This window comes from Enterococcus sp. DIV1411a (genome assembly GCF_050531945.1).
GTDB classification, from domain to species: Bacteria; Bacillota; Bacilli; order Lactobacillales; family Enterococcaceae; genus Enterococcus_B; species Enterococcus_B faecium.
In genome coordinates this window covers 88,572-114,469 of sequence record NZ_CP172892.1, presented here as the reverse complement: position 1 = coordinate 114,469, position 25,898 = coordinate 88,572, and the positions used below count along the sequence as shown (strand labels likewise).

Below are 25,898 nucleotides of genomic sequence, written 5' to 3'. Positions count from 1 at the left end.
TACCAAGTTTTTTTATTTTTAGAAAAAGCAGTCGGACTTTCTAAAAGAAGTTCACTATTCGATCCTGTCGATGATTTCTTCAGGAAAATCGTCTATTTGCTTGTCAATTTTGCTGTCTTTGTATTTCTCTTCTTGGATAGTCAACAAAATCTTTGTAAGATTCCCCCAGTCTACTGCTCTTGGCGGATCGAGCCAAACCACTACTTGAGATGCACTTTCTTCATATAGATTATTCCTATTCGTGATTATAACATCCGGGAACTCAGGCTTTCCTGCCTCTATCACTTCCGTGTTCAGATTAACGTACAAGCTTAAATTTTTCTTGATAAATTGATTATAGGCAGCACCATAAGAAAAATCGATGATGATCTTTACTGGTTCAGAAATCAGTTGAATGGGTATGTGATTGATCAATAATAATAAATAACTGAAAAAAAGAAAAAATTTATCTTGAAGCAACTCTTTGCGTTTTGACGTTAGATCATTTATATACTCTATCAAATAGCAATAAAATGCTGGATAGTTTTCTCTAAAAAAAGAAACATCAAGTGGAAATTCATCAGCTTTATTAATAGTGTAATGCAAAAGTTTAAAATGTATTTTGGTTAACTCTCTTCGGATCAATTGGCTCGTCTCTTCTCGCAACAGATTAAACTGATTTTCAAAACTTTCAATGAATCGTTCATTCAACCATTCGATTGTTTCATCTTCATTTTTTCTCAAGTATTTTTGATCCAATTTATCATGAAGATAAAGCCAAGAGAGTGTCTTATTGATAAAAATAACGGATTTTTCTCCTAATACTCCTTTTAAGTGGTAAAATCCTATATCCGAAAAAAATAGCGACTGATTGCTAGCAATATCTAAAGAATCAGCTTGTTCAGCCAACAGGTTGATTGCTAAAAAGTGGAATAATTTCTTTTTTTCATAAGCAGACAGAGGATAATACTGTTTTAAATCTTTTAACATTTTTTCTGTTTTTATAATTATAGGTAGCGTATACAATTCCACAAAACTGATAAAGTCCATATAATTGTGTAAAAGATAAAAGGCCATGTAACAGCCCTTTTACGGTACAATGTTTTTAACCACAAAAACATACCCAGGAGGACGTTACATGACCCAAGTACATTTTACACTGAACAACGAAGAGGTTCAAAGTATTATTGAACATTCGGTAAAAGATAATGTTTCTAAAAATATTTTAACCACTGTTTTCAACCAATTGATGGAAAATCAACGAACAGAATATATTCAAGCCGATGACTATGAACGTTCAGAAAGTCGTCAGAGTCAAAGAAATGGCTATTATGAGCGAGACTTTACGACTCGTGTGGGTACACTCGAATTAAAAGTGCCTAGAACACGTGATGGTGAATTTTCACCGACGGTGTTTGAGCGTTATCAGCGAAATGAAAAGGCACTGCTCGCTTCAATGCTTGAGATGTATGTTTCGGGCGTTTCGACACGTAAAGTTTCAAAGATTGTTGAAGAGCTATGTGGAAAATCTGTATCGAAATCTTTTGTTTCTAGCCTGACTGAGCAGTTAGACCCGATGGTCAACGAATGGCAGAACCGTTCACTCTCAGGTACGAATTATCCTTATCTGATGACTGATGTTCTCTACATAAAAGTCCGTGAGGACCATCGAGTGCTTTCTAAAAGCTGCCATATTGCGATCGGGATAACAGAAGGTGGCGACCGTGAAATCATTGGCTTCATGATTCAAAATGAAGAAAGTGATGACACATGGTCCATCTTCTTTGAATACTTAAAAGAACGCGGCCTAAAGGGGACAGAACTCATCATTTCTGATGCCCATAAAGGCCTAGTGTCTGCGATTCGTAAGTCATTTACCAACGCAAGTTGGCAGAGATGCCAGGTCCATTTTTTAAGAAACATCTTCAGTTCCATTCCAAAAAAGAATTCAAAACCGTTTAGAGAAGCAGTAAAAGCGATCTTTAAGTTTACGGATATTGAACTCGCTCGAACAGCTAAGAATGCCTTAGTCGGTGAATATATCGACCAGCCTAAATATACAAAAGCCTGCGAAATATTGGATAATGGCTTCGAAGATGCCTTTCAATACACGGTTATCGGAAATAGTCATAATCGGCTAAAAAGCACCAACCTTCTTGAACGACTGAACCAGGAAGTCCGCAGAAGAGAAAAGATTATTCGGATTTTTCCCAACCGAACGTCTGCCAATCGATTAATTGGAGCTGTCCTTATGGACCTTCATGACGAATGGCTCAGTTCTACAAGAAAATATATTAAGTTTGATCAATGAGAGACCGGTAAAACATTGTATAGTATTTTACACAGGATTATGGACTTGACTACAAAACTTATCTCTGTTGAGTTAAAAAGATTATATAAAAAAAGCCGAATGTTTTTAGGATTCCCTGTCAACTTTCTCTTTTCAAAAAAAATTTGATATTTTTTTAGATTTCTTTTTAGTCTTTGTAATACTTTATAAGCCACAGAATAACTCACGTGATGCTGTTTAGCAAAATTTTCTACTGAGATATATTTTTCCTGAAAGAAAGCCAATACCATTTTCATAGATAAAGAATCCGTTATATAACGAGATAACAGAGCTTTGCTAGAACATTTTCCATTAATTTCCAGACATATATCCAATTCACTGACGGTTACTCGCAAATTTTTCTCTAGATCGAACTTTTGTAAATCATGTTTCAGCTTATCGATCGTTTTTTTCAAGAGAAATGTCGATAGCGACAACTCTTCTTGAACATTCGATATTGACTCTGATAAATTTGAGCTTGCTTCTAAATATTTAAGTAATGAATAACTTCTGTGATCTTCTTTGCTTAAAAAAAACTCATAATTCATTAGTCATCAGCTCTTTCTACGTATATTACTTTCCATGCATTCACCAACTAGCTGGGGATAAAACTGATTTCCTGGATCCGAGTCACTGTTGTCAGCGATTCTTGTTTGTATAATATACATCGTCCTGTCTTTCTTTAACATTTTGGAGAGCGTTTTATTTGGCCTTTCTCGCGATCAAACCTGTTATAAGAATTATATCATTTACTAGTATGCATTTTTATTAATAAAATGGTATATTTTATATTATTATAAAAAGAGCCCAACAACCATAGTCAAGTCCATAATCCTGTGTAAAATACTATACAATGTTTTACCGGTCTCTCATTGATCAAACTTAATATATTTTCTTGTAGAACTGAGCCATTCGTCATGAAGGTCCATAAGGACAGCTCCAATTAATCGATTGGCAGACGTTCGGTTGGGAAAAATCCGAATAATCTTTTCTCTTCTGCGGACTTCCTGGTTCAGTCGTTCAAGAAGGTTGGTGCTTTTTAGCCGATTATGACTATTTCCGATAACCGTGTATTGAAAGGCATCTTCGAAGCCATTATCCAATATTTCGCAGGCTTTTGTATATTTAGGCTGGTCGATATATTCACCGACTAAGGCATTCTTAGCTGTTCGAGCGAGTTCAATATCCGTAAACTTAAAGATCGCTTTTACTGCTTCTCTAAACGGTTTTGAATTCTTTTTTGGAATGGAACTGAAGATGTTTCTTAAAAAATGGACCTGGCATCTCTGCCAACTTGCGTTGGTAAATGACTTACGAATCGCAGACACTAGGCCTTTATGGGCATCAGAAATGATGAGTTCTGTCCCCTTTAGGCCGCGTTCTTTTAAGTATTCAAAGAAGATGGACCATGTGTCATCACTTTCTTCATTTTGAATCATGAAGCCAATGATTTCACGGTCGCCACCTTCTGTTATCCCGATCGCAATATGGCAGCTTTTAGAAAGCACTCGATGGTCCTCACGGACTTTTATGTAGAGAACATCAGTCATCAGATAAGGATAATTCGTACCTGAGAGTGAACGGTTCTGCCATTCGTTGACCATCGGGTCTAACTGCTCAGTCAGGCTAGAAACAAAAGATTTCGATACAGATTTTCCACATAGCTCTTCAACAATCTTTGAAACTTTACGTGTCGAAACGCCCGAAACATACATCTCAAGCATTGAAGCGATCAGTGCCTTTTCATTTCGCTGATAACGCTCAAACACCGTCGGTGAAAATTCACCATCACGTGTTCTAGGCACTTTTAATTCGAGTGTACCCACACGAGTCGTAAAGTCTCGCTCATAATAGCCATTTCTTTGACTCTGACGACTTTCTGAACGTTCATAGTCATCGGCTTGAATATATTCTGTTCGTTGATTTTCCATCAATTGGTTGAAAACAGTGGTTAAAATATTTTTAGAAACATCATCTTTTACCGAATGTTCAATAATACTTTGAACCTCTTCGTTGTTCAGTGTAAAATGTACTTGGGTCATGTAACGTCCTCCTGGGTATGTTTTTGTGGTTAAAAACATTGTACCGTAAAAGGGCTGTTACATGGCCTTTTATCTTTTACACAATTATATGGACTTTATCTTCTAATGTCCAAACTAATTTAGTGGAATATTGTTGCGCTAACTTGACAGATTTACCGGGTACCGAAAGCTGTACCGCATCTTGATTTTCATTTTCATTTGCACCAAATCGATAGACCCAAGTCCCCACACCTGTTCCTGATTTAGCATTAATTGCTAACGTATTGTTTCCTCCCGGTGTCAACGTTAATTCAGAATTCACCGTTTGCGGCGTATATGTTGGATCAACCAAAGAAACAGCCTGCCCTTTCGTAAATTTCAGCTGTGCTCCAACTAGTTCATCCCCACTGGCAGTTTTAAACTGTTCTGGTTGAGAGACACTTAATTTCCACCCAGATAAGGTACCTCTCCTATCTGTCACTTGGACATATGTCGGTTTTCTAGACCCATCGTTCATCACATCAGCAGCTGCATAATACGTTTTATCCGCAGTAGAAATTTTTTGAGTCCCAAATTTGAATTTTGATCCATAATCAATCGATAATGCCCCTCCTGTTCCAGGGCTTGGAGGATCTGATGGATCGACAGGTTTATTGGGATCAGGATTCTCTGGATCAACAGGAGGAGTTACACCCTCATCTCCTGCTTCAAATGTAATCGTTCCTTCTGTGTTATATTCCTTTGGGTATACTTCAGTTGCAGAAACAAAAGTCGTACTTGCTACCATGCTGAATAACATCGTTGTTGCTGTTAATACGATTTCTTTTTTCATCATTGACATTCCTCTTTCTTTATTTACTAAACATATCAGTCGATTGGATTAATCCATAGCAAAATTCTGTTTTACGATACTTATGAAATAAAAGAACATAGACCTATATTTGGTCCTATGTATCGATTAGTTATAAATGATTATCAGCCCGATTTGATTTCTAGTTTTTATTGCAACTTGATGCAAACACAATCTAGAAATACAGCTGTCATAGCCTTTAAAATAATTCGTAAGTCCCCCTCCTATCTATCAAAATGTGACTTGACTGCCTAGACTTCAATCAATATTAATTATAATTAAATAAACCTGAATAATTCATAGCTCTAAATTTAAGCTATTTTTTTGAACAAAGTGCCTACATTTAAATTAGGCAGATACATTCTTCCAAAATAATGTGTTTTCGAACAGGATATATACGGAAGAAGGCTATAATAAAAATTATTTGTCTATTTAAGGGCAGACTGACCCCTTGGAAAAATAGGTTAAAAATTTTTACGATAACTAGCCTAAATCCATTGCCTAGATCGCCGTAGGCGTTCAAAAACCTTATAAAATTCAGTTTGATACACATGATAACTCGACAGTTTGAGATAGACTTGTCTACCTGTTTTAACGAGTTTTCCGGCAACTTTAAGCAATGTCAATCGTATAGAATGAATCGTCATCCCCCGATTCACTTGTTCAAATCCAATGGTCTTTAAAAAATTGACGAGGTTGTAAGCCAGGACACTGATCATCATTCTGACATGATTTTCCAGGAAACGCGGACTATCTGTTTTGTCAAAATAAAAGCCTGATTTCGCTTCTTTGATGAAATTTTCCATTGTTCCACGCTTGCCGTAAAGAGAGAATATGACTTCAGGCGAGACATTATCGGATAGATTCGTCACAATGAATGCGTGGTGAAAAAGAAGCTCTCCTGCTTCACGGATTGATCGAATACAAACGCGACGGGGTTTTGACCAGGATTGTGCTTGATAAGGGAGTGAAAAATACTGTATTTCTCGGTCTTCCCATTTTTTATTATCCCCATAAAGAACAGAGTGTTCAGCTAACTGACTTAACCTCCGATTGCTCTTTAATCGGATAACGTACTGGCTTTCAGTTGCTTCACAAGATTCATACACCTCTGGTGTGGCGAAGCCGCTGTCACCCCGAACCAATATCTCGGTATGAGGTAACGTGCTCTTGTAGTGGTGTAACAGCGGGTCGATAAAGGCTTTTACCCCTTTAGACGTGTACTGATTGCCTGAACGCAGTTCAGCTTTTAGGAAATCTCCGGTCAATCCGTCAAATGCAACTAATGGGTGATAGCCGTAGGTTTGATAATGGGCATTATAATCTGTTTGTTCTTGGCGTCCAAAGGTATCCAAATGTGTGGAATCGACATCAATGATTAACTCGGTGTCATTGCGAATCAAACGCGCTTTATCAATCAGCGACTGATTTAATGCTTGGAGTTGATCCATGTTCTCCTCGGTGAAACGATCTAAAAACCGTGAGATTGACGATTGTGAGGCCAACTCTTTTTTACCGAGTACAGCTTGAAAGACTGGATCCTGTCTTAATAGATTAGCTGATGAGTCTGCCGAGTACCCAGCAATTAACTGCATAATGAGTTGTTCTAATATCGCTAAGTTATCATGTGTGAAGTAAACACGTTTGTCTTTAATATGGAGCCACTGTTTAGCTACGTGTGAAAAGTCGAAGGTATTCATCACCTCTTTAACTAAGACCAAACCCGAATCACTCGATAAGCGACCACCTGTATGTGAAATAGTCAAATTTGAATTGAATTTTACCTGGTTTTTGTGTAAGCTAGTCATGAGAAGAACTCCTTTCTTATGGTTGGTTTCGACACCTTTACCATATCAGAATGGGGTTCTTTTTGCATCACTTAACAGGTGAAAATGAAAAAGTAAATGAAGACTGCTGTTAGGCAGTTTCAGACGGTTTGAAGTCAAAGTATGAATTATTCAGGAATAAAAAATGTATATTATATTTTTTTTTGTGATTATCGTTCAAAAAAAGAATAAACGCTTGCATCTAGTACTCTGCGAGTTACAAATCATCCGATCAAATAAACATTCGCTGATTATTTTCCACAAAAAAAGCAGCATATCCACGATAAATGGATCTACTGCTCTTACTTATCCTTATGTTTTACAAGGTATTTTCTTTTACACATTACTAATGCTGTCTCAATACGGAACGATTGTCATCGCCTGTTCAAATTCCTCTTGCAAATGTTGTGTTTGATAGCCTTGAAAGGCCGGACGATGGGCACGCAAGAGTACACGTAATTTCATAGGATCATAGCTGTCTAACAACTGTTCTTTCAAAACAAAATCACGAGTCAGTTGCCATTCATAATAATAACCGAATGGTCGACAACTATAAATTGCTCCATGGATCAACTGATCTTCGAACCGCCGATGCGTATGACCAAAAACTACTTGTTTGATATTTGAGTAATGATCTAGTAATTTTCCGAATGATTCTGATCCTAAAAACGCATTTAATTTGTTCCAACGCTCATAAGGAGCAGATTGATACATGATAAATGCCCGTTTAGGAACGAAATGAGTGGATAAAATCACCTCAAGTTTTTTTGCTTCCAGCTGGTCTAGCAAATTTTTTGCAGCTGCAAGCATTTCTGCATTGACCTCGAGATCTGTTTTCCCACGCTGGATGAACCGATCATACCAATACAAACGCTTCATTCGTACGATTGCCTCGTAATCTTTCAATTCGGAAAACTGATAGTCGTACCAGCCATTCATCCCTAAAAGAACGGTCTGCTCATTTAAAGCAATATACCGTTCATTTAAAAAATGTGGGTCTGGAAAATGGTCCATCATCTGTTCATTGGGCACATCTGCCAACTCGTGATTGCCGAAATGAAATGTCGTAGATAATCCTTTATTGACGAAAAATTCGACAACAGCTAGGCAACGGTCTACTTTATTAGCCGTATCTCCGGCTAGATGAAGCCGAGTGATCTTGTGCTTTTGCAAAACTTGCCAAAGCTGCATCAGCTCTGATTCGCCGAATTTATTGATGTCCACATGTAGGTCGCTGATGATCGCCAATTTTCCCATTTTATCCCTCTAGTCTTTTCGAACAACTTGCAAGTTGCCTTTTCTCAAGCCGCTTGGTCCTTTTAATTGTAAACTATTATAAGTTGGTTCTAAAGCAAGTGTGGATGGATCATCCATGTAAAGTATTGCACTGTCTTTGATTTTGATTGGTCCAACTGGTGTATCAGCCACTACAGAATAAAGACTTAGATCTGTTTGTGTATCTTTTTTGACAATGATCAATCGAAATGCCGTGTCCAATTGGCAACTGACTTGGCTTTCTGCAAATGGACCGTCACCGTTTTCGATATCTAATAAAAGTTGATCGTCTGCTTCTAATTTATTCTTCAATACTTCTTGTGCTTCTTTTGTCACTTCTAATTTCATCTGTATCACCTCATGTCATAGAATAATCACTTTATTCATCAGATGCAACTAATTTGTCTGGTTCTGACTGTTCTCAATTTATTGGAAAGTAAGTCATTCGTTTATTATGATTTCTCTTATCACAAAAGAGACAACTTTCCCTTTTCTTCGTTCAGTTTCTTGAACGGAAAAAGACCCAAAAAGCAACCTGTTATTTGTTTAACCTTATTCCTTTCTTAAATAACAAAAAATACTATAAAAAATAAAAAACCTTTAACAACTATTGGAAAAAGAATTACTTTTTGTTCACGGATTATTAACAACTCTTCGGTAGAGTAAACTTATCAAATAAAAAGACTTCTTTGGAGGAATCACTATGAAGGAATATATAAAAAACATCTATTTTATCGAAGAAACACAAAATATCGAGGGTTCTTATATTGAAGTAAAAACACTCTTTGTCAATGAAGATAAAACCAAAGCATTGGATATTTATAAAAAATTAGCTTCAAAAAAAACGAATAGTTTTGGATTGATATTAAGCGAGTATAAAATCAAAGCAGAAGAGAGTTATTTCTATCAATTATTAAAACGGTGGAGTAAGCTTCCCGCCGATTTTTATCGAAAAATGCAGATCATCAACTATCAACCGCTTGCTGAGACACATGCCTAAATAGAGGTTGTGAAATCAGTGCTTTGAGCTAATACCGAAGGTCAGCTGATGGAACATCGTTTAGAAGAGATTGTGACAACTACGATTTGCTTTAAGTAATAAGAACGCTGGACAGAAAATAGCTTCTCATATTTTCTAGTCTAGTGGACTTATTGCCGAGAAGCAGCAGATGGAACATCGTTTAGAAGAGATTGTGACAACTGCGATTTGCTTTGAGTAATAAGAACGCTGGACAGAAAATAGCTTCTCATATTTTCTAGTCTAGTGGACTTATTGCCGAGAAGCAGCAGATGGAACATCGTTTAAAGAAGAGATCGGTACAAAATAAAAATATCTAAATTTAAGTTTTATCTAAGTTTCGCTTTGTACCTTTGATTCAAATCAAAGGAGGCGATCTTGATGCTGAAAAAATGGATCACACTATTTTTTGCCACTCCCCATTCTAGAATCAACCCGTATGATGTAGAGAATGAATTCACGTTGAAAAAAGATTTCCCAAATAAATAAAAACCATCCGTAAAATCATCAATACGATTTTACGGATGGTTTTTGATAACTTCTTTGAGGACAGGCTCTTGCTATTTAAGAATGTAAGAAACATTATTGTTACATAGTATGAGAGTTTAATCCTCTGTTATTTATGCTATTTAAATGCTTGATTCACATCTTCGATCATCAGTTTCATTGATTCTAAACCGCCCCCGCTTAAATACCAGACATCTGGTTCAAGGGAGATGATCTGCTGATTTTTACCAGCATTCGTTTGTGCTACCAGTTCATTGGCAGAAATATCATCTTTGCTGTCGTCTCCACCAATAGCTTTTGTTCTGTCTACTACAAATAAGATATCCGGATTTTTTTCCAGCACATATTCATAAGAAACACTTTGACCGTGAGTGGATGCTTCGATTTGATCATCTGCTTGTTCAAAGCCAAATAAATCATGGATGAAACCGAATCTAGAACCAGATCCGTAGGCTGATAATTGCCCTTCATTCACAAGTGTGACTAGTGCTTTTTTGTCAGTAGCTTCTGCTTTCTTTTTCGTCTGATCGATTGCACTAGATAATTCCTCTAATTGAGTTTTAGCTTCTTCTTGCTTACCAAAGATCTCCCCTAAAGCAGTGACATTTTGCTGGAAAGATTCCCATGGATTTTTCGCATCTAAAGAAAGGAAAATGGTCGGAGCAATTTGACTTAGATCTTTTTGAAAATCTCTTTGCCGGCCAGAAATGATGATCAGGTCTGGCTGAAGCTGATTGATTTTTTCTAAGTCTGGTTCTTTGATCCCACCTGCTGATTCCACTTTTTTATAGGATGAAAGATACTCAGGAAGGCTGCTTGTAGCTGCTCCAACTACCTTATCTCCAACACCAAGAGCATCCATCGTATCTAAAGAACCATTGTCGAATACGACGACTTTTTCAGGATTCTTTGGCACCTCGATTTGATCGCCATTACTGTCTTTTATCGTTAATGCCGTTTCAGCTTGCGTACTGCTTTTCTTTGTATCTGCCTGACTGGTGTTGTCACTATTTCCACATGCTGCTAAACCAAATGATGCTAGAATCAAGATACCTACTACTAATTTTTTCATCTCTTCTCTCCTAATGTTAGTTTTAGAAATAAAGACAGAATCTGCGACCTTCAATCTCACAAATTCGTATGTCCATTTCGTACAATTCGTCCAGTACATCTTTTTTTATCATTTCTTGGGTCGTTCCTTGCGTGAATAACTGCCCATCTTTCATTGCAATAATTTCGTCTGCATAACTTGCAGCAAAGTTGATATCATGAAGAACAATAACAATTGTTTTCCCGATTTCTTGTACTAATTTTTTTAAGATCTGCATGATTTGAACCGCAAAATTCATATCTAGATTGTTCAAAGGTTCATCCAGTAAAATATAATCCGTGTCTTGCGCTAGCACCATTGCAATATACGCACGTTGGAGTTGACCGCCTGAAAGAGTGTCAATCGATTGATCCGCTATTTCTTCTAACCCAAGGTGTTCCAGTGATTCCTGAACGATTTCCTCGTCTTTTGTCGTCAATTTTCCTTTCGTATAAGGAAATCGTCCAAATTCTACTAATTCTTTCACGGTGATTTGGACATTTATTTCATTCGATTGTCGTAGGATCGATAATTTTTTGGCTAATTCATTGGATTTCCAAGCCTTTACTTCGTTATGGTCTAAATAGATTTCACCTGTATCTTTTGGTATCAAACGACTGATCATCGACAACACCGTTGACTTTCCAGCACCATTTGGACCGATAAAAGCAGTCAACTTCTTTTCAGGAATCGTTAACTGTACATCTTTAACCACTGATTTTCCATGGTACAGTTTATTGACCTTTTGTAAATCAATCATAGGATACTCTTCCTTTCGCGAATCAATTTTGTGACAAAATAAATTCCTCCGACAAATTCAACGACGACACTCACTGTTGTATTCCAGCCGAAAATCTGCTCTACTGCGAGCTGTCCTCCTGTCAGAAACAGCATAGCTACCAGAAAGCTTCCGATAAATAGCTGACCATGACGATAAGTAGAAAAGACACGATAACTGATATTTGCGACAATAAACCCTAAAAAAGTAACTGGACCCACAAGAGCCGTTGATGTCCCTGTCAAAAGACTGACACAACATAAAATCAAAAATTCAAAACGATCTGTGTCTATCCCGAGGTTTACTGCTTGTTCATTTCCGAGATGGAAAACGTCTAGCACATGTCGATATCGAAATAACAGGTACCAGCAGCCGATAATGATCAAAGAAGCAGGCAAAAGATACTGACTCTGGATATTGCCAAAGCTTGCAAATAATCTGCCTTGAAGCAAATCATATTCATTCGGATCCATGATGACTTGTAAAAAGGTACTGACACTACCAAAAAGCGTACCTAAAATCATCCCTGACATCAGTAATAAAAAAAGATTCGCTCTCATTTTTTTCAAAAGAAAGAAAAATAACAATAGACTCAGCCCGACCATCAGCCCAACGTTCAATAAGAAAAAAACTGTACCTGTCTGCTGAAGCATCGTCACTCCTCCGATAAAGAAGAAAAGGACCGTTTGGACAAGGACATATAACGACTCAAGTCCCAATACTGAAGGAGTCAAAAACTGGTTATGCGTAATTGTCTGAAAGCTGATTGTGGCACTGCTGACAGCTAGCGAGACAAGGATAAATGCAAAAATTTTCTTACTCCTCAATGCCCATGCAAAATGCCAGTTTCCATATGTATGGATCGTCAAGTACATTCCTGTAACAAATAAAACAAGAACAAGCATACCAATAAAAATAGATGGCTTTTTTTTAAGCATATCGTCGCCCCCTTATCAGAAGATAAAGGAAGATAGCCCCACCGATGATTCCAACGATCACACTGACTGGTATTTCATAAGGAAAAATCAACACGCGAGCGACAAGATCGCAAAATACTAAGAACAAACTACCTGCTAAAGCAGTTACGCCAATTGTTTTGTGCACTTGATCTCCATATATTCTAGAGACAAGATTCGGAATGATCACTCCGATAAAAGGAATGCTTCCTACCATGATCAACATGACTGCACTAGCCAATGATACTAAGCCAATGCCTAAAAACTGCATCTTCTGGTAATCTATTCCCAAATTTACTGCAAACGATTCGCCCAGACCAATGATCGTAAATCGGTAAGCAAATAGCCAAACCAAGAGCAACAATGGAACAACAGCATACAATAACTCATAATTTCCTCGTATCACAGTCGCAAAATTTCCTTGAAGCCATGAAGTCATATTTTGTACCAACTGGAATTGATAAGCAAAAAAAGTAGCAACTGAACCAATGATATTCCCTAACATGACTCCAATCAACGGAAGCATCAATTGATTTTTCTGGGGGAACAATCGCGTAAGGGATAAAAAAAGCAATGTTCCTGCAAAAGCAAAGCAAAATGCTGTCAAGGATCGGACAATCAAGGATGCACCAGGTAGGAAAATCATAGCCACTAAAATACCTAAACGCGCACTATCCATCGTGCCCGCAGTCGTTGGTGAAACAAATTTATTTTGGGTCAAATGTTGCATGATCAACCCACAAATACTACTGGTCGCTCCCACAAGGATCAAACAAATCGTTCGTGGCAAACGAGTCACTAGCAAGATTTGTAAGCTTTGCCCATCTAACTGGAGCAGTTCTGACAATTGTACATTCGATACTCCGATGAACAATGAAATACTACTTAAAATAACTAATAATGCTACTAGTCGTCCGTAGCGCATCCAATCCACCTTTCTAATTGAGAATGATTTTCATTCTTATTTTAAGTGAATCGTTGAACAAAAGCAACCGCTTTTTCATATGTTTTAGGTATTATTGGGAATATGCTATAATCGTAAGAAAGACAAAGAGAAGAAGGAGGGTATTTTTTATGGCACAAGATGATGTAAAAAGCCATTTGGATAAGGGACTTTATGGTACACCTTTAGTGAACCCTGAAGAACAGCATAAATATTTAGGGACATTCAGGGAACGCTGCTATCTTAGTATGACTGTTGCTGAAATGATCCAACCAAAAAACAAAGAAAACTTTTTAAAAGAACTCAAAAAACATCCAGATGCTTCCATACTCTTGAATGGGGCTCTACCCCTTTCTGTCCAAAACCAATATATCCAGCTAGCAACGAAAAACAATAGCCGATTTACTGTAGTCAACGATTACGTCACTGCAAATCCTGAGGAATTCGGATTGCTCTTAACAGCAAAAGAAGCAGTAAATGAACCTGTGATTGATATCGAAAAAAAATACCCAGAAGAAAACTCTTCGCCAGTTGAAAAAGAAAAACCAAAAAAGAAAAAAAGCTTCTGGGATCGTTTATTTTAAAACGAAAAAACACATAAATTTTTACATGCAAAAAAGCTTTTGATCAGATTGACATCAAATAGGACAATCTGTCAAAAGCTTTTTCTTTTAAAATACTTCAGGATATAACAATTTCAATACATTCATCGTCAATCTTCTGCCTTTTCCTGCAAAGGGATAAACATGCATATGCATGGCTGGATTGAAATTTGCTTCGATGATCCCATATGCTTTTTTATCAGTTGTAGGATCGATTTCTTTATCTGGTATAATCAAATCGATACCACTAATCTTAGCTCCTAGTGCTTCTACCGCAGAAACGGCGATTTTTTTGTAAGCTTCAGAAAATTCATCAGTCATATCGATCGAATCACCACCTGTACTGATATTTGAGTTCTCCCTTAGATAAACAATTTGATTGGCTTGGGGAACTGATTCGATCGTCAACCCTTGTTCTTTCAACATCAATTGTTCTAATTCACCTAATTGGATCAATTCTAAAGGTGCACGATGATTCGTTCCACGCAAAGGGTCACTATTTTTTTCTTCAACAAGTTCTTTCACTGTTCGGATACCGTCACCAATAACATTAGCAGGGACTCGCAACATGATGGCTTGGACTTCTCCGTCGATCACAAAGAAACGATATTCCGTTCCCGGCATAAATTCTTCTACTAAAACCGAACTGTCTTCACGAAAAGCAATGGCTAAACCTGCTTGATAATCTTCCAGACTAGCTCCTTCCTTGAAAATCGTGATACCTAACCCGTAATTGGTTGATTTAGGTTTGATCACAAATGCCTGCTCGGCAAATCTCGGATAAGCTTTTACCGCTTCTTCCATGGATGAAAATTCTGCGCCTCCTGGTACCCGGAACCCAGCTTCTTTTAAGACTTTTTTCGTTACTGTTTTGTTTTCCATGATAAGTGGGACGATATAGCTGTCCTTACTTGTCATGTTTGCATTTTTCACATATTCTACATGGTCTTGGAATTGCAGACGCAAAAATTGATCCGACTCATCTAATACTTTGACTTGGACACCTTTTTGGATGGCATCGAACATAAATATCTGAGTAGAAAGTTCCATTTCGCGAAAACCGGCCAACTGATAGGGACGTTCATGGCTTTCTTTATAATATTGATGTCCCAATGCCACAGCAACTTCTTGCTGACTCGATAGCTGTGCTTCTTGATAGAGTTTCGCTGCTAACGTTTGTTCAGGATGATCCATTTGAGTCAATGCTTCCTCTACTAAATAAAGAGAATCCAACCAATCCAATTCAACCAGCATTTGCTTCATCCCTTCAAGAATTTCTCTACCTTCTTGATGAAATTCTGTTTGATCTGATGGTTGTTCTAGTGCTACTTTGTTATTTCGAGTCGTACCTTCTGCTACCCATTGGTCACAGTCTTCTTTTTCTTCTGTCCATAACATGTACATCAGGAATAATTGTAAGAACCGAACTTGCTCTGGATTGATACCCAATCTTGCATAAGGATTCAAATCGATATTCCGCAATTCAATATAACGAACACCTGTTGTTGCTAAATCTGCGACTTTCTTTCCGCCTCGGAAACGAAGCGGTGTATAAAATTCTTTCTCCTCCGAAAGTTTCCCTTCTTCGATCATTCGCTCGATATCTGCTAAATACTGTTTCATAGAAGCATAGGAAACTTTCACATTTGGATGATTCGTATAGCCCAGCGCACTGTTACGAATACTGCGAACAGGTTCTTGCGGATGTGATTCATCTAAAAAGTAGTTCTTCTCACTCATTGGTGAAGCACCGAATAAATAAGTGATCATCCAGCGATAGCGCATAAAGTTTCTCGCCGTTTTCAAATAAAGTTCTGTTTTGAATTCGGAAAAATCTTGAAATTCTTCCTGATGGCTGAACAATGTTCTTAGCAACTCATCGCCAAATTCAAAATTGAAATGGATACCGCTTACCATCTGTTTTCGCTTCCCGTATTCTTTTGCTAAATAACGTCGATACAAGACATCTTCGAAATTTTTTAATTTTGCAATAATGATCGCTTCGTCTTTTTCCGGTAAGGCAGGTGGCATACTTAATGGCCAGATCATCTCTTCTTTCGGTATAGAACGAGCAGTCACATCATAAACAGCAGCGAGATACTGAAATAATTCGGGAATAGAATCGGTAACAGGAGTGATCATCTCTGTTTGTGTTTCGCTAAAATCTGTTTGGATATAGGGGTGATAGGATCGATCGCCAAAGATTGCTGGATGATCGGTTTTTGCTAGATTTCCTGCAAGATCAACCCGCTGTCCTTCCCGTTCTATACCAAATCGAGCTTGGTCGATAAAAGGGCGCGCATTGACATGCAATAATAATTGCTTAAAATTCATCATTAAGTGACCTCCAATTCATATGAATCTAATTATAATCAAAAAGTCTAAGAAAAAGAACGAAATTGTTTGAGAACCGCTTACAAATAAGTATAAAAATGAAGGCATCAAAAACACAGCTATGTTAAAAACAATCATTCAAACAAGGAGCCGCAACTTTTGTCACAGCTCCTGCTTTTTAGACATGGGTTATTCTTCTTTTAGTAATCCTTTGAACAATCCAACGACAAAATCATTTGGATCAAACGGCTCCAAGTCATCGATTCCTTCACCAAGACCGACCAATTTCACTGGTAAATGCAATTCATTACGGATAGCAAGTACGATACCGCCCTTTGCTGTACCATCTAATTTTGTCAAAACAAGACCGGTCACATCTGTTGTTTCTTTGAATTGTTTTGCTTGAACCATCGCGTTTTGACCAGTTGTTGCATCTAGTACAAGAAGTGTTTCTTGGGGTGCTTCTGGTAATTCCCGCTGGATTACTCGTTTTATTTTTTCTAATTCGTTCATCAAGTTCACTTTATTTTGCAGTCGGCCTGCAGTATCAACTAGTAAAACATCTGCCTGCTCTATCTTTGCTCTTTCCAAAGCATCGAATACGACAGCTGCTGGATCGCCGCCTGCATTGCCACGAACAACTTCAACACCAGCGCGTTCGCCCCAGACAACTAACTGGTCGATTGCTCCAGCGCGGAAGGTATCTGCTGCTGCCATCAATACTTTTTTACCTTCGTTTTTGAACTGATGGGCAAGTTTACCAATACTTGTTGTTTTCCCTACACCATTAACACCGACAAACAAAATAACTGTTAGTCCGTCTTCTTGGATATTTAGTTCATTTACTTCATTGATTCCTTCCGCTTCATAGAGATCCACAAGTTTCTCGATGATCGCATTTTGGACTTCTGCCGATTTTTTCGCATTTCTGAGTTTCACTTCTTGACGTAATGCTTCGGTGATTCGTATCGCTGTTTCAAAACCTACATCTGCACCGATAAGTGTTTCTTCTAATTCTTCAAAAAAGTCTTCATCGACTGTTCGAAAATTGGCAAACAACTCATTCATCCGTTCACCAAATGTTTTACGCGTCTTTTCTAAACCCTTGTCGTACTTCTCCTGTACTTCAACTTCTTCTGTTTTCTCTTCGCCAGTAAAAGCACGCTTGATTTTATCAAAAAATCCCATTTGACTCCCCCCTACTCTAATACAAATTTTTGGATCACTTTGGCTACGCCATTTTCTTCATTGCTGGCTGTCACGAAATCTGCTGCTTCTTTGACGAAAGGCACAGCATTCTCCATCGCTACGCCTAGTCCAGCGTATTGGATCATCGGTAAATCATTTTCTTCATCACCGATTGCCATGATTTCTTCTTGTTTCAAACCAAGATCTTTTGCCAATAAAGAAATACCATAAGCTTTTGTAACACCTTTTGGCATAAATTCCAAAAGCATACTTCTCGTTTTGATGATCTCATACATTTCATGGAATTCTGCTGGTATTTCTTTGATTTTAGGATCTAATTCTTCTTGGTCATAAGCGATTACTGCCTTATTAAGCACAAATTCATCTGTAATATCGCTTATATCCGCTGGTTGGAATTGCAGCAGCTTATTCAACACATTGTACAAGGATTGCTTCCTTGGGGCACTAGGCAGCTGTAAAACCACATTGTCAGACAAAACATCTAGTGGCAGATCCAATTGCTGAGCCAGTTTGTATAAGCGTTGGATATCTGATACTTCCATCACTTTCTTTTCCATGATTTCACCAGTATCATTTTTTTGTACCAAACCGCCGTTGAAAGTGATGCTGTAGTCACCTTCATCTACCAGTCCTAATTCTTGCAGATAATGCGCCATCGCAGCTAAGGGGCGTCCTGTACATAGAACGATCTTGACCCCTTGCTGTTTTGCTTGTGCTAATGCTTGTTTATTCTCATCTGAAATCAGCTTTTGTTCATTTAATAATGTACCGTCCAAATCGATTGCTACTAATTTGATCATTTTCGTTCCTACACTTTCGTTTCGTTGATTTTCGCCTCTTCATTGATATCTTCCATCCGTACAGAAACGATTTTTGATACACCGGATTCCTGCATCGTCACTCCGTACAGTACATCTGCTGCGACCATCGTTCCTTTGCGGTGTGTGACTACGATAAATTGTGTGTCATCTTGGAAATCGCTCAAGTAACGACCAAAACGTTTCACGTTGGCTTCATCTAACGCTGCTTCTACCTCATCTAAGATACAAAACGGAACAGGACAGACACGGATAATAGAAAAGAGCAACGCGATGGCTGTAAGTGCTCGTTCTCCTCCAGAAAGCAAACTTAAACTTTGCAGTTTTTTGCCAGGAGGTTGTACTTCAATCTCAATACCTGTTTTCAGCAAATCAGTTGGTTCTGTCAGTACTAATTCAGCTTTACCGCCGCCAAACATATTTGGAAAGACAATTTTGAATTCTTGACGGATAGCTTCAAATACTTCTTTGAATCTTGTCCGCACTTCATCATCCATCTCATCCATCGTTTCAAACAATTGGTTTTTCGCTGCTAACAGATCATCTCGCTGTGTTGCTAAGAATGTATGTCTTTCACTGACTTGTTCGTATTGTTCGATTGAATTTAAGTTTACTGGTCCCAGTTTTTCAATCTGTTCTTTTAAGGATGAAACCTTTGTTCTACTGTCTTCGATATCGGTTGTTTCTTGATAGTCTTGGGAAGCTTTCTCAAATGTCAGCTGATATTCTGACTGCAGATAGGTCAAATGATTATCTAAAATCATTTCAGCTCGGTCTTTTTGGACTTCTAATTTGGATTGTTCCGACAGTCGTGCTTTTTGCTCACGATTACGCTCTGCCAAGACTGCTTCAAGCTTATCGATCTCCTTTTGCCTTCTATCTCGCTGCTCTTTGGCTTTTGCCAACTCGGCTTTCAATGTTTCTCGCTGAGCAGATAATTCGTTAATTTGTTTTTCCAAACTTTCTTCTGTGACTTCATGATCAGAAAAGTCTGCTGTCAATGTCGCCAACTGCTTTTCTATCGCTTCTTGACGTTCGGTTGCCTCTGCTTTTTGGACTCGGGCACCGCGGAGCTGGATCTGCAGATGATTAAACTGCTCTTTCAAGACAGCAAGATCTGCTTGTTCTTGTGCTTTTTGACTTTGTACTTGTGCTCTTCTGGCTTCCATCTGGTCGCTTTCTTGACTTAACGATTTGATTTCTTCGTCGATTTTTTGTCGTTGCGATTCAAGATCTGTTTGTTTGTCTTTCAATTCGTTCGTTTGCTTTTCGTAATCTTCGATAAACTGCTGCAGTTCACGTGTCTCAAAAGTTGAGATTTGCTTTTCTTTTTCAAAACGTTCAAGTTCATTTATGATGTTTTGCAGCTGATTTGTCGCTTCTTGTTCTTCAAAACGTAATTGTTCGCCTCGTGTACGCAAAACTTCTTGTTCTTCGGCTAAACGAGCTGTTTCTTGTTGCAGCTCCTGAACTTTTTTTTCTTGTGCTTGGAGTTGTTTATCTGCTTCTTCAAATTCACTAGTCAACTGTTTCAATTCTTGATTTTGTACAAACAAACTGCCTTGGTTTCCTCGTTTATTCGCTCCACCTGTCATGGATCCTCCGGCATTCATCACATCACCTTCTAAGGAAACCACTCGATATTGATAGCGGATCGTTTGCGCGATTGCATTGGCACTAGTTAAGTCTTTGGCTAAAAGGATCGTTCCTAGCAGGTTTTGAACCACAGTTTGGATTTGATCGGGATAACTGACTTGTTCACTGGCAATCCCTATAAACCCTTCTACAGCTGCTGCTTGTGTCAATATATGAGCCGGTAATTGTCTTGGTTTGATTGTCGTCAGTGGAAGGAATGTTGCTCTTCCTCCTCTTTGCTGTTTCAAATACGTGATGGCTTGCCGAGCATCTTTTTCATTTTCAACGATGACATGCTGGGCTGCCCCACCTAAAGCTGTTTCGATAGCTAACGTGAAATCTGCAGGAACATCGATCAGTTCAGCCACTGCTCCGACAATACCCGAAAGCTGCTGTTTATGCTGCAAGACCAATCGAACCCCTTGGTAAAAACCAAAATAGTTTTCTTGGATTTCTTGAAGGCTTTTCTTACGAGCACGTAGCTGCTGGACTTGATTCATTAATTGATACATTTTAGGCTGTTCTTTTGCTAATGCTTCTTGGAACTTTTTCCCGTTTTGTTGGATCATTTCTAACTTCTCTTTTGTTTCAGTTAAAGATGATTTTAGCTGCGCCTGCTTTTGTGTCAATTCTTCTTTTTGTAAGATCAATCGGTCTACTGATGCCTCTACTTCCGATTGCTTGGCTAACGTCTGCTTACTTTTTGCTGTTTCTTGTACATATTGACGTTCTAGATACTTCAGTTCGTTTCCTACAGCTGCTTGCTCTTGCATCAAATCAACATATTGATCTCTTAGTTCTGCCAGTAATTCTTTCGTTGATTTTTGGTATTTTTCTAATTCTTGCTGTGTTTTTATGAGACTTGCTTCAGCTTTTTGGATTTCTGTTTCTTTTTCTGCTACTTCTTTCAACAAGCTTTCTTGAAGCTTTTCAAAATGTTTAACCTTTTTTTGTGCTTCTGCTAATGAAGTTTGATATTCTTGCGAGCTTTTTTGTGTATGCTTTGTCCGCTCCTGCAAAACATCTTTTTGTCCTTCTGTCTGCTTCAGTTTTTCCGAAAGATCTAATAATACTTGCTGATTTTTTTCGATCAGACGATCGGCTTGCGCATTTTCTTTACGCTGCTTCGCCAAAATGGATTCTTGTTCTTGGATCGACTCAGATAGTTTGCCTAATTCTAGATTGAATTTCGCAAGCTGTGCTTGTTTGTTGTCCCAATCTTTTTTTGCTGTCTTGATTTCGGCAACCATCAAAGAGACATCGGTTTGAGTCAGTGTTTCTTTTAGCCGTAAAAACTCCTTTGCTGCCTCACTCTGGGCGGCCAAAGGAGTTAACTGTTCTTCCAATTCGTGGATGATGTCTTGGACGCGGCTGAGGTTGTCTTCTGTTTCAAAAAGCTTCTGTTCTGCTTTCTTTTTCCGCTGCTTGTATTTCAAGACACCAGCTGCTTCTTCAAAGATCCCACGACGGTCTTCCGGTTTACTACTGAAAATCGCTTCTACTTTTCCTTGAGAAATGATTGAGAACGATTCTTTTCCTAATCCAGAGTCTAAGAACAATTCTTGGATATCTTTTAATCTGCAGCTTTGTTTATTGATGAAAAACTCGCTTTCCCCAGTCCGTCGATAACGGCGGGTTACACTGATCTCATTGTACTCCAATGGCAGATAATGATCACTATTGTCTAAAATCACTGTGACTTCTGCAATATTCAGCTGCTTACGGGTATCGGAACCGGCAAAGATGATATCCGGCATTTTTCCGCCTCGCAGACTTTTAGCAGATTGTTCTCCTAATACCCAGCGGATAGCTTCTGTAATATTGCTTTTTCCACTGCCATTTGGTCCAACCACTGCTGTGACGCTATTTTCAAAGTCAATGACTGTCTTGTCTGCAAATGATTTAAAACCGGCTATTTCAATTCGTTTCAAATACAAAGCTTTCCCTCACTTACTTTTACAGTGCTGCCAATGCATTTTCCGCCGCAGCTTGTTCTGCTAATTTTTTCGATTTTCCTTGTCCAGTGCCAATCAATTGATCATCTACATAAACTTCGATCCAAAATACTCGTTCATGAGCTGGACCTTCTTCATTGATCAATCGGTATTCGATTGATACATCACCTGATTTTTGCAAGACTTCTTGTAGTTTTGTTTTATGATCCATCTCATGTGAAAAAGCACCTGCTTTGACTTTAGGAAAAATCACTTTTTCGATGAATGCATGGGTCGTGTCGAATCCCTGGTCAAGATATAACGCGCCTAAAAAAGCTTCGAATAGGTCGCAAAGCAATGCTGGTCGCGTACGTCCTCCTGAATTCTCTTCTCCCTTGCCCAACAAAACATATTGATCAAAGTGACATTCTTTGGCAAATTTCGACAAGCTGTCTTCGCGAACGATCGCAGCTCGTGTTTTTGTCAATTTTCCTTCTGGCAAATGAGGATATAAACGGAATAAATACTGAGAAACCATCAGTTCTAAAACGGCATCTCCTAAAAATTCAAGTCGCTCATTATCCGATAATTGCAGATTGCGATGCTCATTCACATAGGATGAATGGGTAAAAGCTTGTTCAAGCAAATTTAGATCGTGAAAAACGATGTTATAGTTTTCTTTTAGTTCTTTTGTCAGCTGGTTGTCCATTTTCCACATTCCTTTTATGGATATTTTTTCGATACTTCCTTATTATACTGGTTTTTTGTCAAATTTGAAATGGTTCGGTCAAAAGGTAAGTAAAGCTTTAATAATCCTAGTGATTGACGAGAAGTTGTGAAAAATTCGTTTAGTTTCGAGTATGAAGAAAAAATTTTGTGAAAATGGCTTTCCATATTTTTGCATAAATTTGACTTAATACCGAGAAACTGGACTTTGAACACCGTTTATTGGAGAAGTCATGAAATCAGCGCCTTGACCTGAATATTAGAGAAATAAACAGAAAAATATCAAAAAACCGAAAAAGGACATCGCCCTTTTTCGGTCATTTTTAGTGATTATGAACGTGAATCTGCTGTAACAGAAACATTTGCCCATGGGTTTGGTACATCATAAGACCAATCCCAGTCTTTGACACGGTCGTTGACTGGCAATACTTCATTACGGAACAACGTTGGAATCGCAAATGCTTCTTCAAATGCATATTGTTGCCATTTTTGATATGCTTCTTTTTGGTACTCTTCATCAAATGCTTTGCTTGAACTGATATCGTTGATCAATTTTGTATTTTCTTCTGATTCATAACGAGTGTAGTTGAACGCAGCATTTGGTCCCCATAGTCCACTTGGATTTGGATCAGTTCCTGTATTCCAAGCAGCTTGGTAAACATCAATTTCAGGATCATCGTTTTCTAATTTATCATAGAAAGAATTGAATTCGATCAGACGACCTGTTGTGTATTGGACATCCAAACCGATTTCTTTCCACTGTTGGATATAGTAATCTGCCAATGGTTGCGCTGTTTCCCCACCGGACATCGAAGCAAAGTTGATTGTTAGTTTATTTCCATCTTTGTCTTCTCTTAAACCATCGTCATCCACATCTTTGTAGCCAGCATCATCTAATAGTTTTTTCGCTTTGTCTAGATCTTGTGTGAATCCTTTCATCTCATCATCATGGTATGACTGGAATACTGGAGGAATCAATGAAGTCGCATTGCTTCTCAAACCTGCATAGAAACGCTCACCTACTGCATTATTATCTAATGCATAGCCCATTGCTTGACGTAATGATTTATCAGCCATTTTTGAATCTGGATTGTATTCCACACTCTTTGTATCTGCATTCCATTTACCTAACTTGAATCCTAGATAAGTATAAGAAGTTTGTTCACGGCCTAAGTTTGTATAGCCAGCAATTTCTTTATAGGTATCGTAAGTATCTGTTGGCATTTGGAAAATCATATCATATAATTTAGAGTTCAATGCTTCAGTTGCACTTGCCATCGGTACAGATTTCATCGTGATCTTTTTCAATTTAGGCGTACCATTCCAGTAGTGCTCGTTTGGCAAGTATTCTACTGATTCTCCTGCAACGATATTACTCATGTAATAAGGGCCAAAAGTCACTGGATTTTTACGTACTTGATCGCTTGATTCCATATCTTTGATTGCTACACCTTCTAACGTATGTTTTGGTGCTGCATATGACCAAATACCACCACCCGATTGAAGCATGCTTGGGTTTACTTCTTTATATTCGATTTCAACTGTTTTGTCGTCTATTTTTTTGATTCCGGAGATTGTGTCGGCACTTCCATCATGATATTCTTCCATACCTACGATGTTACGGAAAGTGTCGTCATAACGGATACCAGTGTAATCTTTATTCCCAATGATTTCGTAAGGGAAAATCACATCGTCCGCCGTTACATCTTCACCATCTGACCATTTGACGTTGTCTTTTACTTTGATTGTCGCTTTTTTCGTATCTTCATCTAGATCAAGCGTTGCAGCTCCGTCGTCTGTGATTCTGAAATCGTCATCGTTTGCAAATAGCGGTTCATGAGAAGGAGCCATAAAAGCTGCATCATATGAATCTTGGTAAAACTCCCACTGGAACAATCCTTTAAACTGACTGTCCGTTGCGACCGCAGCTTCTAATTCGCCGTCTTCGATTGCATCATCATTATTTTTTGTTGCAATTGGAAAAGTTAATTCCTCTTTGTTATTGCCGTTGCCTCCAGAGTTGTTTCCAGAGGTATCTGTACCTCCGCCCCCGCATGCTGCAAGAACGACAGCAGACATCAGCGCTGCAAATCCAAAAATCGTTTTCTTCATTCCTATTTCCCCCTTCGCTTCTATACTAGCCTAACCGTTGGCGCGCATCTGCAGAACGCTTGAATGCTTGTCCAACATAATTGATACTCAACATCAAAACTAAAATAAGGATTGATGCGGGTAACCAGATCCATTGCCGATTCACTAAGACTTCTCCGTTACTTGCATAACCGATCAATGTACCTAAACTAGGTACATTTGCCGGCAAGCCGAAACCTAAGAAAGTCAAAGTTGTCTCGATACCGATGTTTGCCGCAAAGTTCATCGTCAAATTAGTAATGATTAATGAACTTAGATTCGGCATGATTTCGCGGAACATGATTTTAAAATCATTGGTTCCCATTGTTTTTGAGGCACTGACATAATCTCTTCTTGCTTCAGATAATGTCTTGCTTCGGAATAATCGGGCTTTAGCTACCCAATAAAATGCACTCATGATGAATATAAAGGACCAGACATTGTATCTGGAAATAATCGATACGAAGACGATAATGATCAGCATGATCGGTAGAATCATGATAAAATCAACGATCCGCATCAAGATGTTGTCAATGATCCCTCCGTAGTAGCCAGAGATGATCCCTAATCCAACCCCGATGATCGAAGTAAGGATCGTGATCGCAAATCCGATCGTAACAGAGTTTCTAGCACCTATGATCAATTGTCCTAATACATCACGTCCGCCTTCATCTGCTCCCAGAATGAACTTTTGTCCTTGTGTCGAAACTGTTCCTGGTGCAGCGTATTTGTCGAAGATACTAACATACATCACTTTGTCTTGATCGGTCAGCATCGCACCGATAAAGATCACTAATAATAAAACCACTAGCAAACCTAATGAAAAAATAGCAATTTTATCTTTTTTAAATTCTCGAGCAATCATTCGTATCCCCATAGGAGGAATACTTTCTTGAACTGCTGTATTGTTTTTTTCACTCATCGATCCATTCTCCTTT

General features: G+C 38.3%; 21 protein-coding genes. 3 read left to right on the top strand and 18 right to left on the bottom strand.

What is annotated here, in order from left to right; genetic code table 11:
* Positions 1-54 precede the first annotated feature (54 nt).
* On the bottom strand, positions 55-969 hold the full coding sequence (locus IGJ87_RS00590) for a hypothetical protein (protein ID WP_353975129.1): 915 nt from the start codon (positions 967-969) through the stop codon (positions 55-57).
* 148 nt (positions 970-1,117) lie between these two features.
* Between IGJ87_RS00590 and IGJ87_RS00585 the strand changes: the two genes are divergently transcribed.
* Positions 1,118-2,290: an IS256-like element IS1542 family transposase gene (locus tag IGJ87_RS00585; protein ID WP_104775442.1), complete on the top strand. Its 1,173-nt coding sequence runs from the start codon at positions 1,118-1,120 to the stop codon at positions 2,288-2,290.
* Here IGJ87_RS00585 and IGJ87_RS00580 read toward each other — a convergent pair.
* The 6 genes from IGJ87_RS00580 to IGJ87_RS00555 form a co-directional block, all read right to left on the bottom strand.
* Complete coding sequence (locus tag IGJ87_RS00580) at positions 2,284-2,856, bottom strand: helix-turn-helix domain-containing protein (protein WP_353975137.1); 573 nt, start codon at positions 2,854-2,856, stop codon at positions 2,284-2,286. The genes IGJ87_RS00585 and IGJ87_RS00580 overlap by 7 nt on opposite strands.
* Before the next feature lie 321 nt (positions 2,857-3,177).
* On the bottom strand, positions 3,178-4,350 hold the full coding sequence (locus IGJ87_RS00575; RefSeq protein ID WP_430609613.1) for an IS256-like element IS1542 family transposase: 1,173 nt from the start codon (positions 4,348-4,350) through the stop codon (positions 3,178-3,180).
* Positions 4,351-4,426: 76 nt separating this feature from the next.
* A complete protein-coding gene (locus IGJ87_RS00570) occupies positions 4,427-5,161 on the bottom strand; it encodes a WxL domain-containing protein (RefSeq protein WP_317727405.1) in 735 nt (244 codons plus the stop codon).
* Between the two features lie 506 nt (positions 5,162-5,667).
* Entirely contained in the window at positions 5,668-6,987 is a 1,320-nt protein-coding gene (locus IGJ87_RS00565; RefSeq protein WP_002292716.1) for an IS1380 family transposase, read from the bottom strand.
* Positions 6,988-7,362: 375 nt separating this feature from the next.
* Complete coding sequence (locus IGJ87_RS00560; protein WP_104876501.1) at positions 7,363-8,262, bottom strand: metallophosphoesterase; 900 nt, start codon at positions 8,260-8,262, stop codon at positions 7,363-7,365.
* Between the two features lie 9 nt (positions 8,263-8,271).
* Positions 8,272-8,628, bottom strand: a complete 357-nt coding sequence (locus tag IGJ87_RS00555; protein WP_002287910.1) for an iron-sulfur cluster biosynthesis family protein — start codon at positions 8,626-8,628, stop codon at positions 8,272-8,274.
* Between the two features lie 355 nt (positions 8,629-8,983).
* On the opposite strand from IGJ87_RS00555, the gene IGJ87_RS00550 reads away from it, so the two are divergent.
* Positions 8,984-9,280, top strand: coding sequence for a phenylalanyl-tRNA synthetase subunit alpha (locus IGJ87_RS00550; RefSeq protein WP_002287909.1), 297 nt, complete (start codon positions 8,984-8,986; stop codon positions 9,278-9,280).
* A 643-nt stretch (positions 9,281-9,923) separates the two neighbouring features.
* On the opposite strand, the gene IGJ87_RS00545 is transcribed toward IGJ87_RS00550, so the two are convergent.
* From IGJ87_RS00545 to IGJ87_RS00530, 4 genes are read right to left on the bottom strand one after another with little or no spacing between them, the layout of a single operon-like run.
* Entirely contained in the window at positions 9,924-10,877 is a 954-nt protein-coding gene (locus tag IGJ87_RS00545) for a siderophore ABC transporter substrate-binding protein (RefSeq protein ID WP_002301160.1), read from the bottom strand.
* 22 nt (positions 10,878-10,899) lie between these two features.
* Positions 10,900-11,655, bottom strand: a complete 756-nt coding sequence (locus IGJ87_RS00540) for an ABC transporter ATP-binding protein (RefSeq protein ID WP_002301162.1) — start codon at positions 11,653-11,655, stop codon at positions 10,900-10,902.
* Complete coding sequence (locus IGJ87_RS00535; RefSeq protein WP_002301163.1) at positions 11,652-12,611, bottom strand: iron chelate uptake ABC transporter family permease subunit; 960 nt, start codon at positions 12,609-12,611, stop codon at positions 11,652-11,654. The genes IGJ87_RS00540 and IGJ87_RS00535 overlap by 4 nt, the downstream gene beginning before the upstream one ends.
* Positions 12,604-13,554, bottom strand: coding sequence for an ABC transporter permease (locus IGJ87_RS00530; RefSeq protein WP_002294286.1), 951 nt, complete (start codon positions 13,552-13,554; stop codon positions 12,604-12,606). Before IGJ87_RS00530 ends, IGJ87_RS00535 begins: the two co-directional genes overlap by 8 nt.
* Positions 13,555-13,703: 149 nt before the next feature.
* Here IGJ87_RS00530 and IGJ87_RS00525 point away from each other — a divergent pair, with 149 nt between their 5' ends.
* Positions 13,704-14,156, top strand: coding sequence for a YueI family protein (locus IGJ87_RS00525; RefSeq protein ID WP_002294287.1), 453 nt, complete (start codon positions 13,704-13,706; stop codon positions 14,154-14,156).
* Positions 14,157-14,243: 87 nt separating this feature from the next.
* Here the strand turns inward: IGJ87_RS00525 and gshAB are convergent, their stop codons facing one another.
* The 7 genes from gshAB to IGJ87_RS00490 form a co-directional block, all read right to left on the bottom strand.
* Complete coding sequence (gene gshAB / locus IGJ87_RS00520; protein WP_002294288.1) at positions 14,244-16,511, bottom strand: bifunctional glutamate--cysteine ligase GshA/glutathione synthetase GshB; 2,268 nt, start codon at positions 16,509-16,511, stop codon at positions 14,244-14,246.
* Positions 16,512-16,697: 186 nt separating this feature from the next.
* Positions 16,698-17,696 (bottom strand): signal recognition particle-docking protein FtsY, encoded by a 999-nt coding sequence (gene ftsY, locus IGJ87_RS00515; RefSeq protein WP_002301165.1) that lies wholly within the window; start codon positions 17,694-17,696, stop codon positions 16,698-16,700.
* 11 nt (positions 17,697-17,707) lie between these two features.
* Entirely contained in the window at positions 17,708-18,517 is an 810-nt protein-coding gene (locus IGJ87_RS00510; protein ID WP_002287898.1) for a Cof-type HAD-IIB family hydrolase, read from the bottom strand.
* Between the two features lie 8 nt (positions 18,518-18,525).
* The gene (gene smc, locus IGJ87_RS00505) at positions 18,526-22,107 is read right to left on the bottom strand and encodes a chromosome segregation protein SMC (RefSeq protein ID WP_002301166.1); all 3,582 of its coding nucleotides are present in this window, start codon (positions 22,105-22,107) and stop codon (positions 18,526-18,528) included.
* A 19-nt stretch (positions 22,108-22,126) separates the two neighbouring features.
* Entirely contained in the window at positions 22,127-22,813 is a 687-nt protein-coding gene (rnc, locus tag IGJ87_RS00500; RefSeq protein ID WP_002287896.1) for a ribonuclease III, read from the bottom strand.
* A 347-nt stretch (positions 22,814-23,160) separates the two neighbouring features.
* Positions 23,161-24,942 carry an oligopeptide ABC transporter substrate-binding protein gene (locus IGJ87_RS00495; RefSeq protein ID WP_002287894.1) on the bottom strand — a complete coding sequence of 594 codons (1,782 nt, stop codon included), beginning with the start codon at positions 24,940-24,942 and terminating at the stop codon, positions 23,161-23,163.
* Positions 24,943-24,967: 25 nt separating this feature from the next.
* Positions 24,968-25,882, bottom strand: a complete 915-nt coding sequence (locus IGJ87_RS00490) for an ABC transporter permease (RefSeq protein WP_002287893.1) — start codon at positions 25,880-25,882, stop codon at positions 24,968-24,970.
* Positions 25,883-25,898: the final 16 nt, after the last annotated feature.

Coding starts and splice junctions, on each gene's coding strand:
- IGJ87_RS00545 (WP_002301160.1), bottom strand. CDS start 10,877: ATGAAAAAATTAGTAGTAGGTATCTTGATTCTAGCATCATTTGGTTTA.
- rnc (WP_002287896.1), bottom strand. CDS start 22,813: ATGGACAACCAGCTGACAAAAGAACTAAAAGAAAACTATAACATCGTT.
- IGJ87_RS00495 (WP_002287894.1), bottom strand. CDS start 24,942: ATGAAGAAAACGATTTTTGGATTTGCAGCGCTGATGTCTGCTGTCGTT.
- gshAB (WP_002294288.1), bottom strand. CDS start 16,511: ATGATGAATTTTAAGCAATTATTATTGCATGTCAATGCGCGCCCTTTT.
- IGJ87_RS00550 (WP_002287909.1), top strand. CDS start 8,984: ATGAAGGAATATATAAAAAACATCTATTTTATCGAAGAAACACAAAAT.
- IGJ87_RS00540 (WP_002301162.1), bottom strand. CDS start 11,655: ATGATTGATTTACAAAAGGTCAATAAACTGTACCATGGAAAATCAGTG.
- IGJ87_RS00585 (WP_104775442.1), top strand. CDS start 1,118: ATGACCCAAGTACATTTTACACTGAACAACGAAGAGGTTCAAAGTATT.
- IGJ87_RS00525 (WP_002294287.1), top strand. CDS start 13,704: ATGGCACAAGATGATGTAAAAAGCCATTTGGATAAGGGACTTTATGGT.
- IGJ87_RS00560 (WP_104876501.1), bottom strand. CDS start 8,262: ATGGGAAAATTGGCGATCATCAGCGACCTACATGTGGACATCAATAAA.
- IGJ87_RS00590 (WP_353975129.1), bottom strand. CDS start 969: ATGTTAAAAGATTTAAAACAGTATTATCCTCTGTCTGCTTATGAAAAA.
- IGJ87_RS00535 (WP_002301163.1), bottom strand. CDS start 12,611: ATGCTTAAAAAAAAGCCATCTATTTTTATTGGTATGCTTGTTCTTGTT.
- IGJ87_RS00510 (WP_002287898.1), bottom strand. CDS start 18,517: ATGATCAAATTAGTAGCAATCGATTTGGACGGTACATTATTAAATGAA.
- IGJ87_RS00565 (WP_002292716.1), bottom strand. CDS start 6,987: ATGACTAGCTTACACAAAAACCAGGTAAAATTCAATTCAAATTTGACT.
- IGJ87_RS00570 (WP_317727405.1), bottom strand. CDS start 5,161: ATGAAAAAAGAAATCGTATTAACAGCAACAACGATGTTATTCAGCATG.
- IGJ87_RS00555 (WP_002287910.1), bottom strand. CDS start 8,628: ATGAAATTAGAAGTGACAAAAGAAGCACAAGAAGTATTGAAGAATAAA.
- IGJ87_RS00490 (WP_002287893.1), bottom strand. CDS start 25,882: ATGAGTGAAAAAAACAATACAGCAGTTCAAGAAAGTATTCCTCCTATG.
- IGJ87_RS00580 (WP_353975137.1), bottom strand. CDS start 2,856: ATGAATTATGAGTTTTTTTTAAGCAAAGAAGATCACAGAAGTTATTCA.
- IGJ87_RS00575 (WP_430609613.1), bottom strand. CDS start 4,350: ATGACCCAAGTACATTTTACACTGAACAACGAAGAGGTTCAAAGTATT.
- IGJ87_RS00530 (WP_002294286.1), bottom strand. CDS start 13,554: ATGCGCTACGGACGACTAGTAGCATTATTAGTTATTTTAAGTAGTATT.
- ftsY (WP_002301165.1), bottom strand. CDS start 17,696: ATGGGATTTTTTGATAAAATCAAGCGTGCTTTTACTGGCGAAGAGAAA.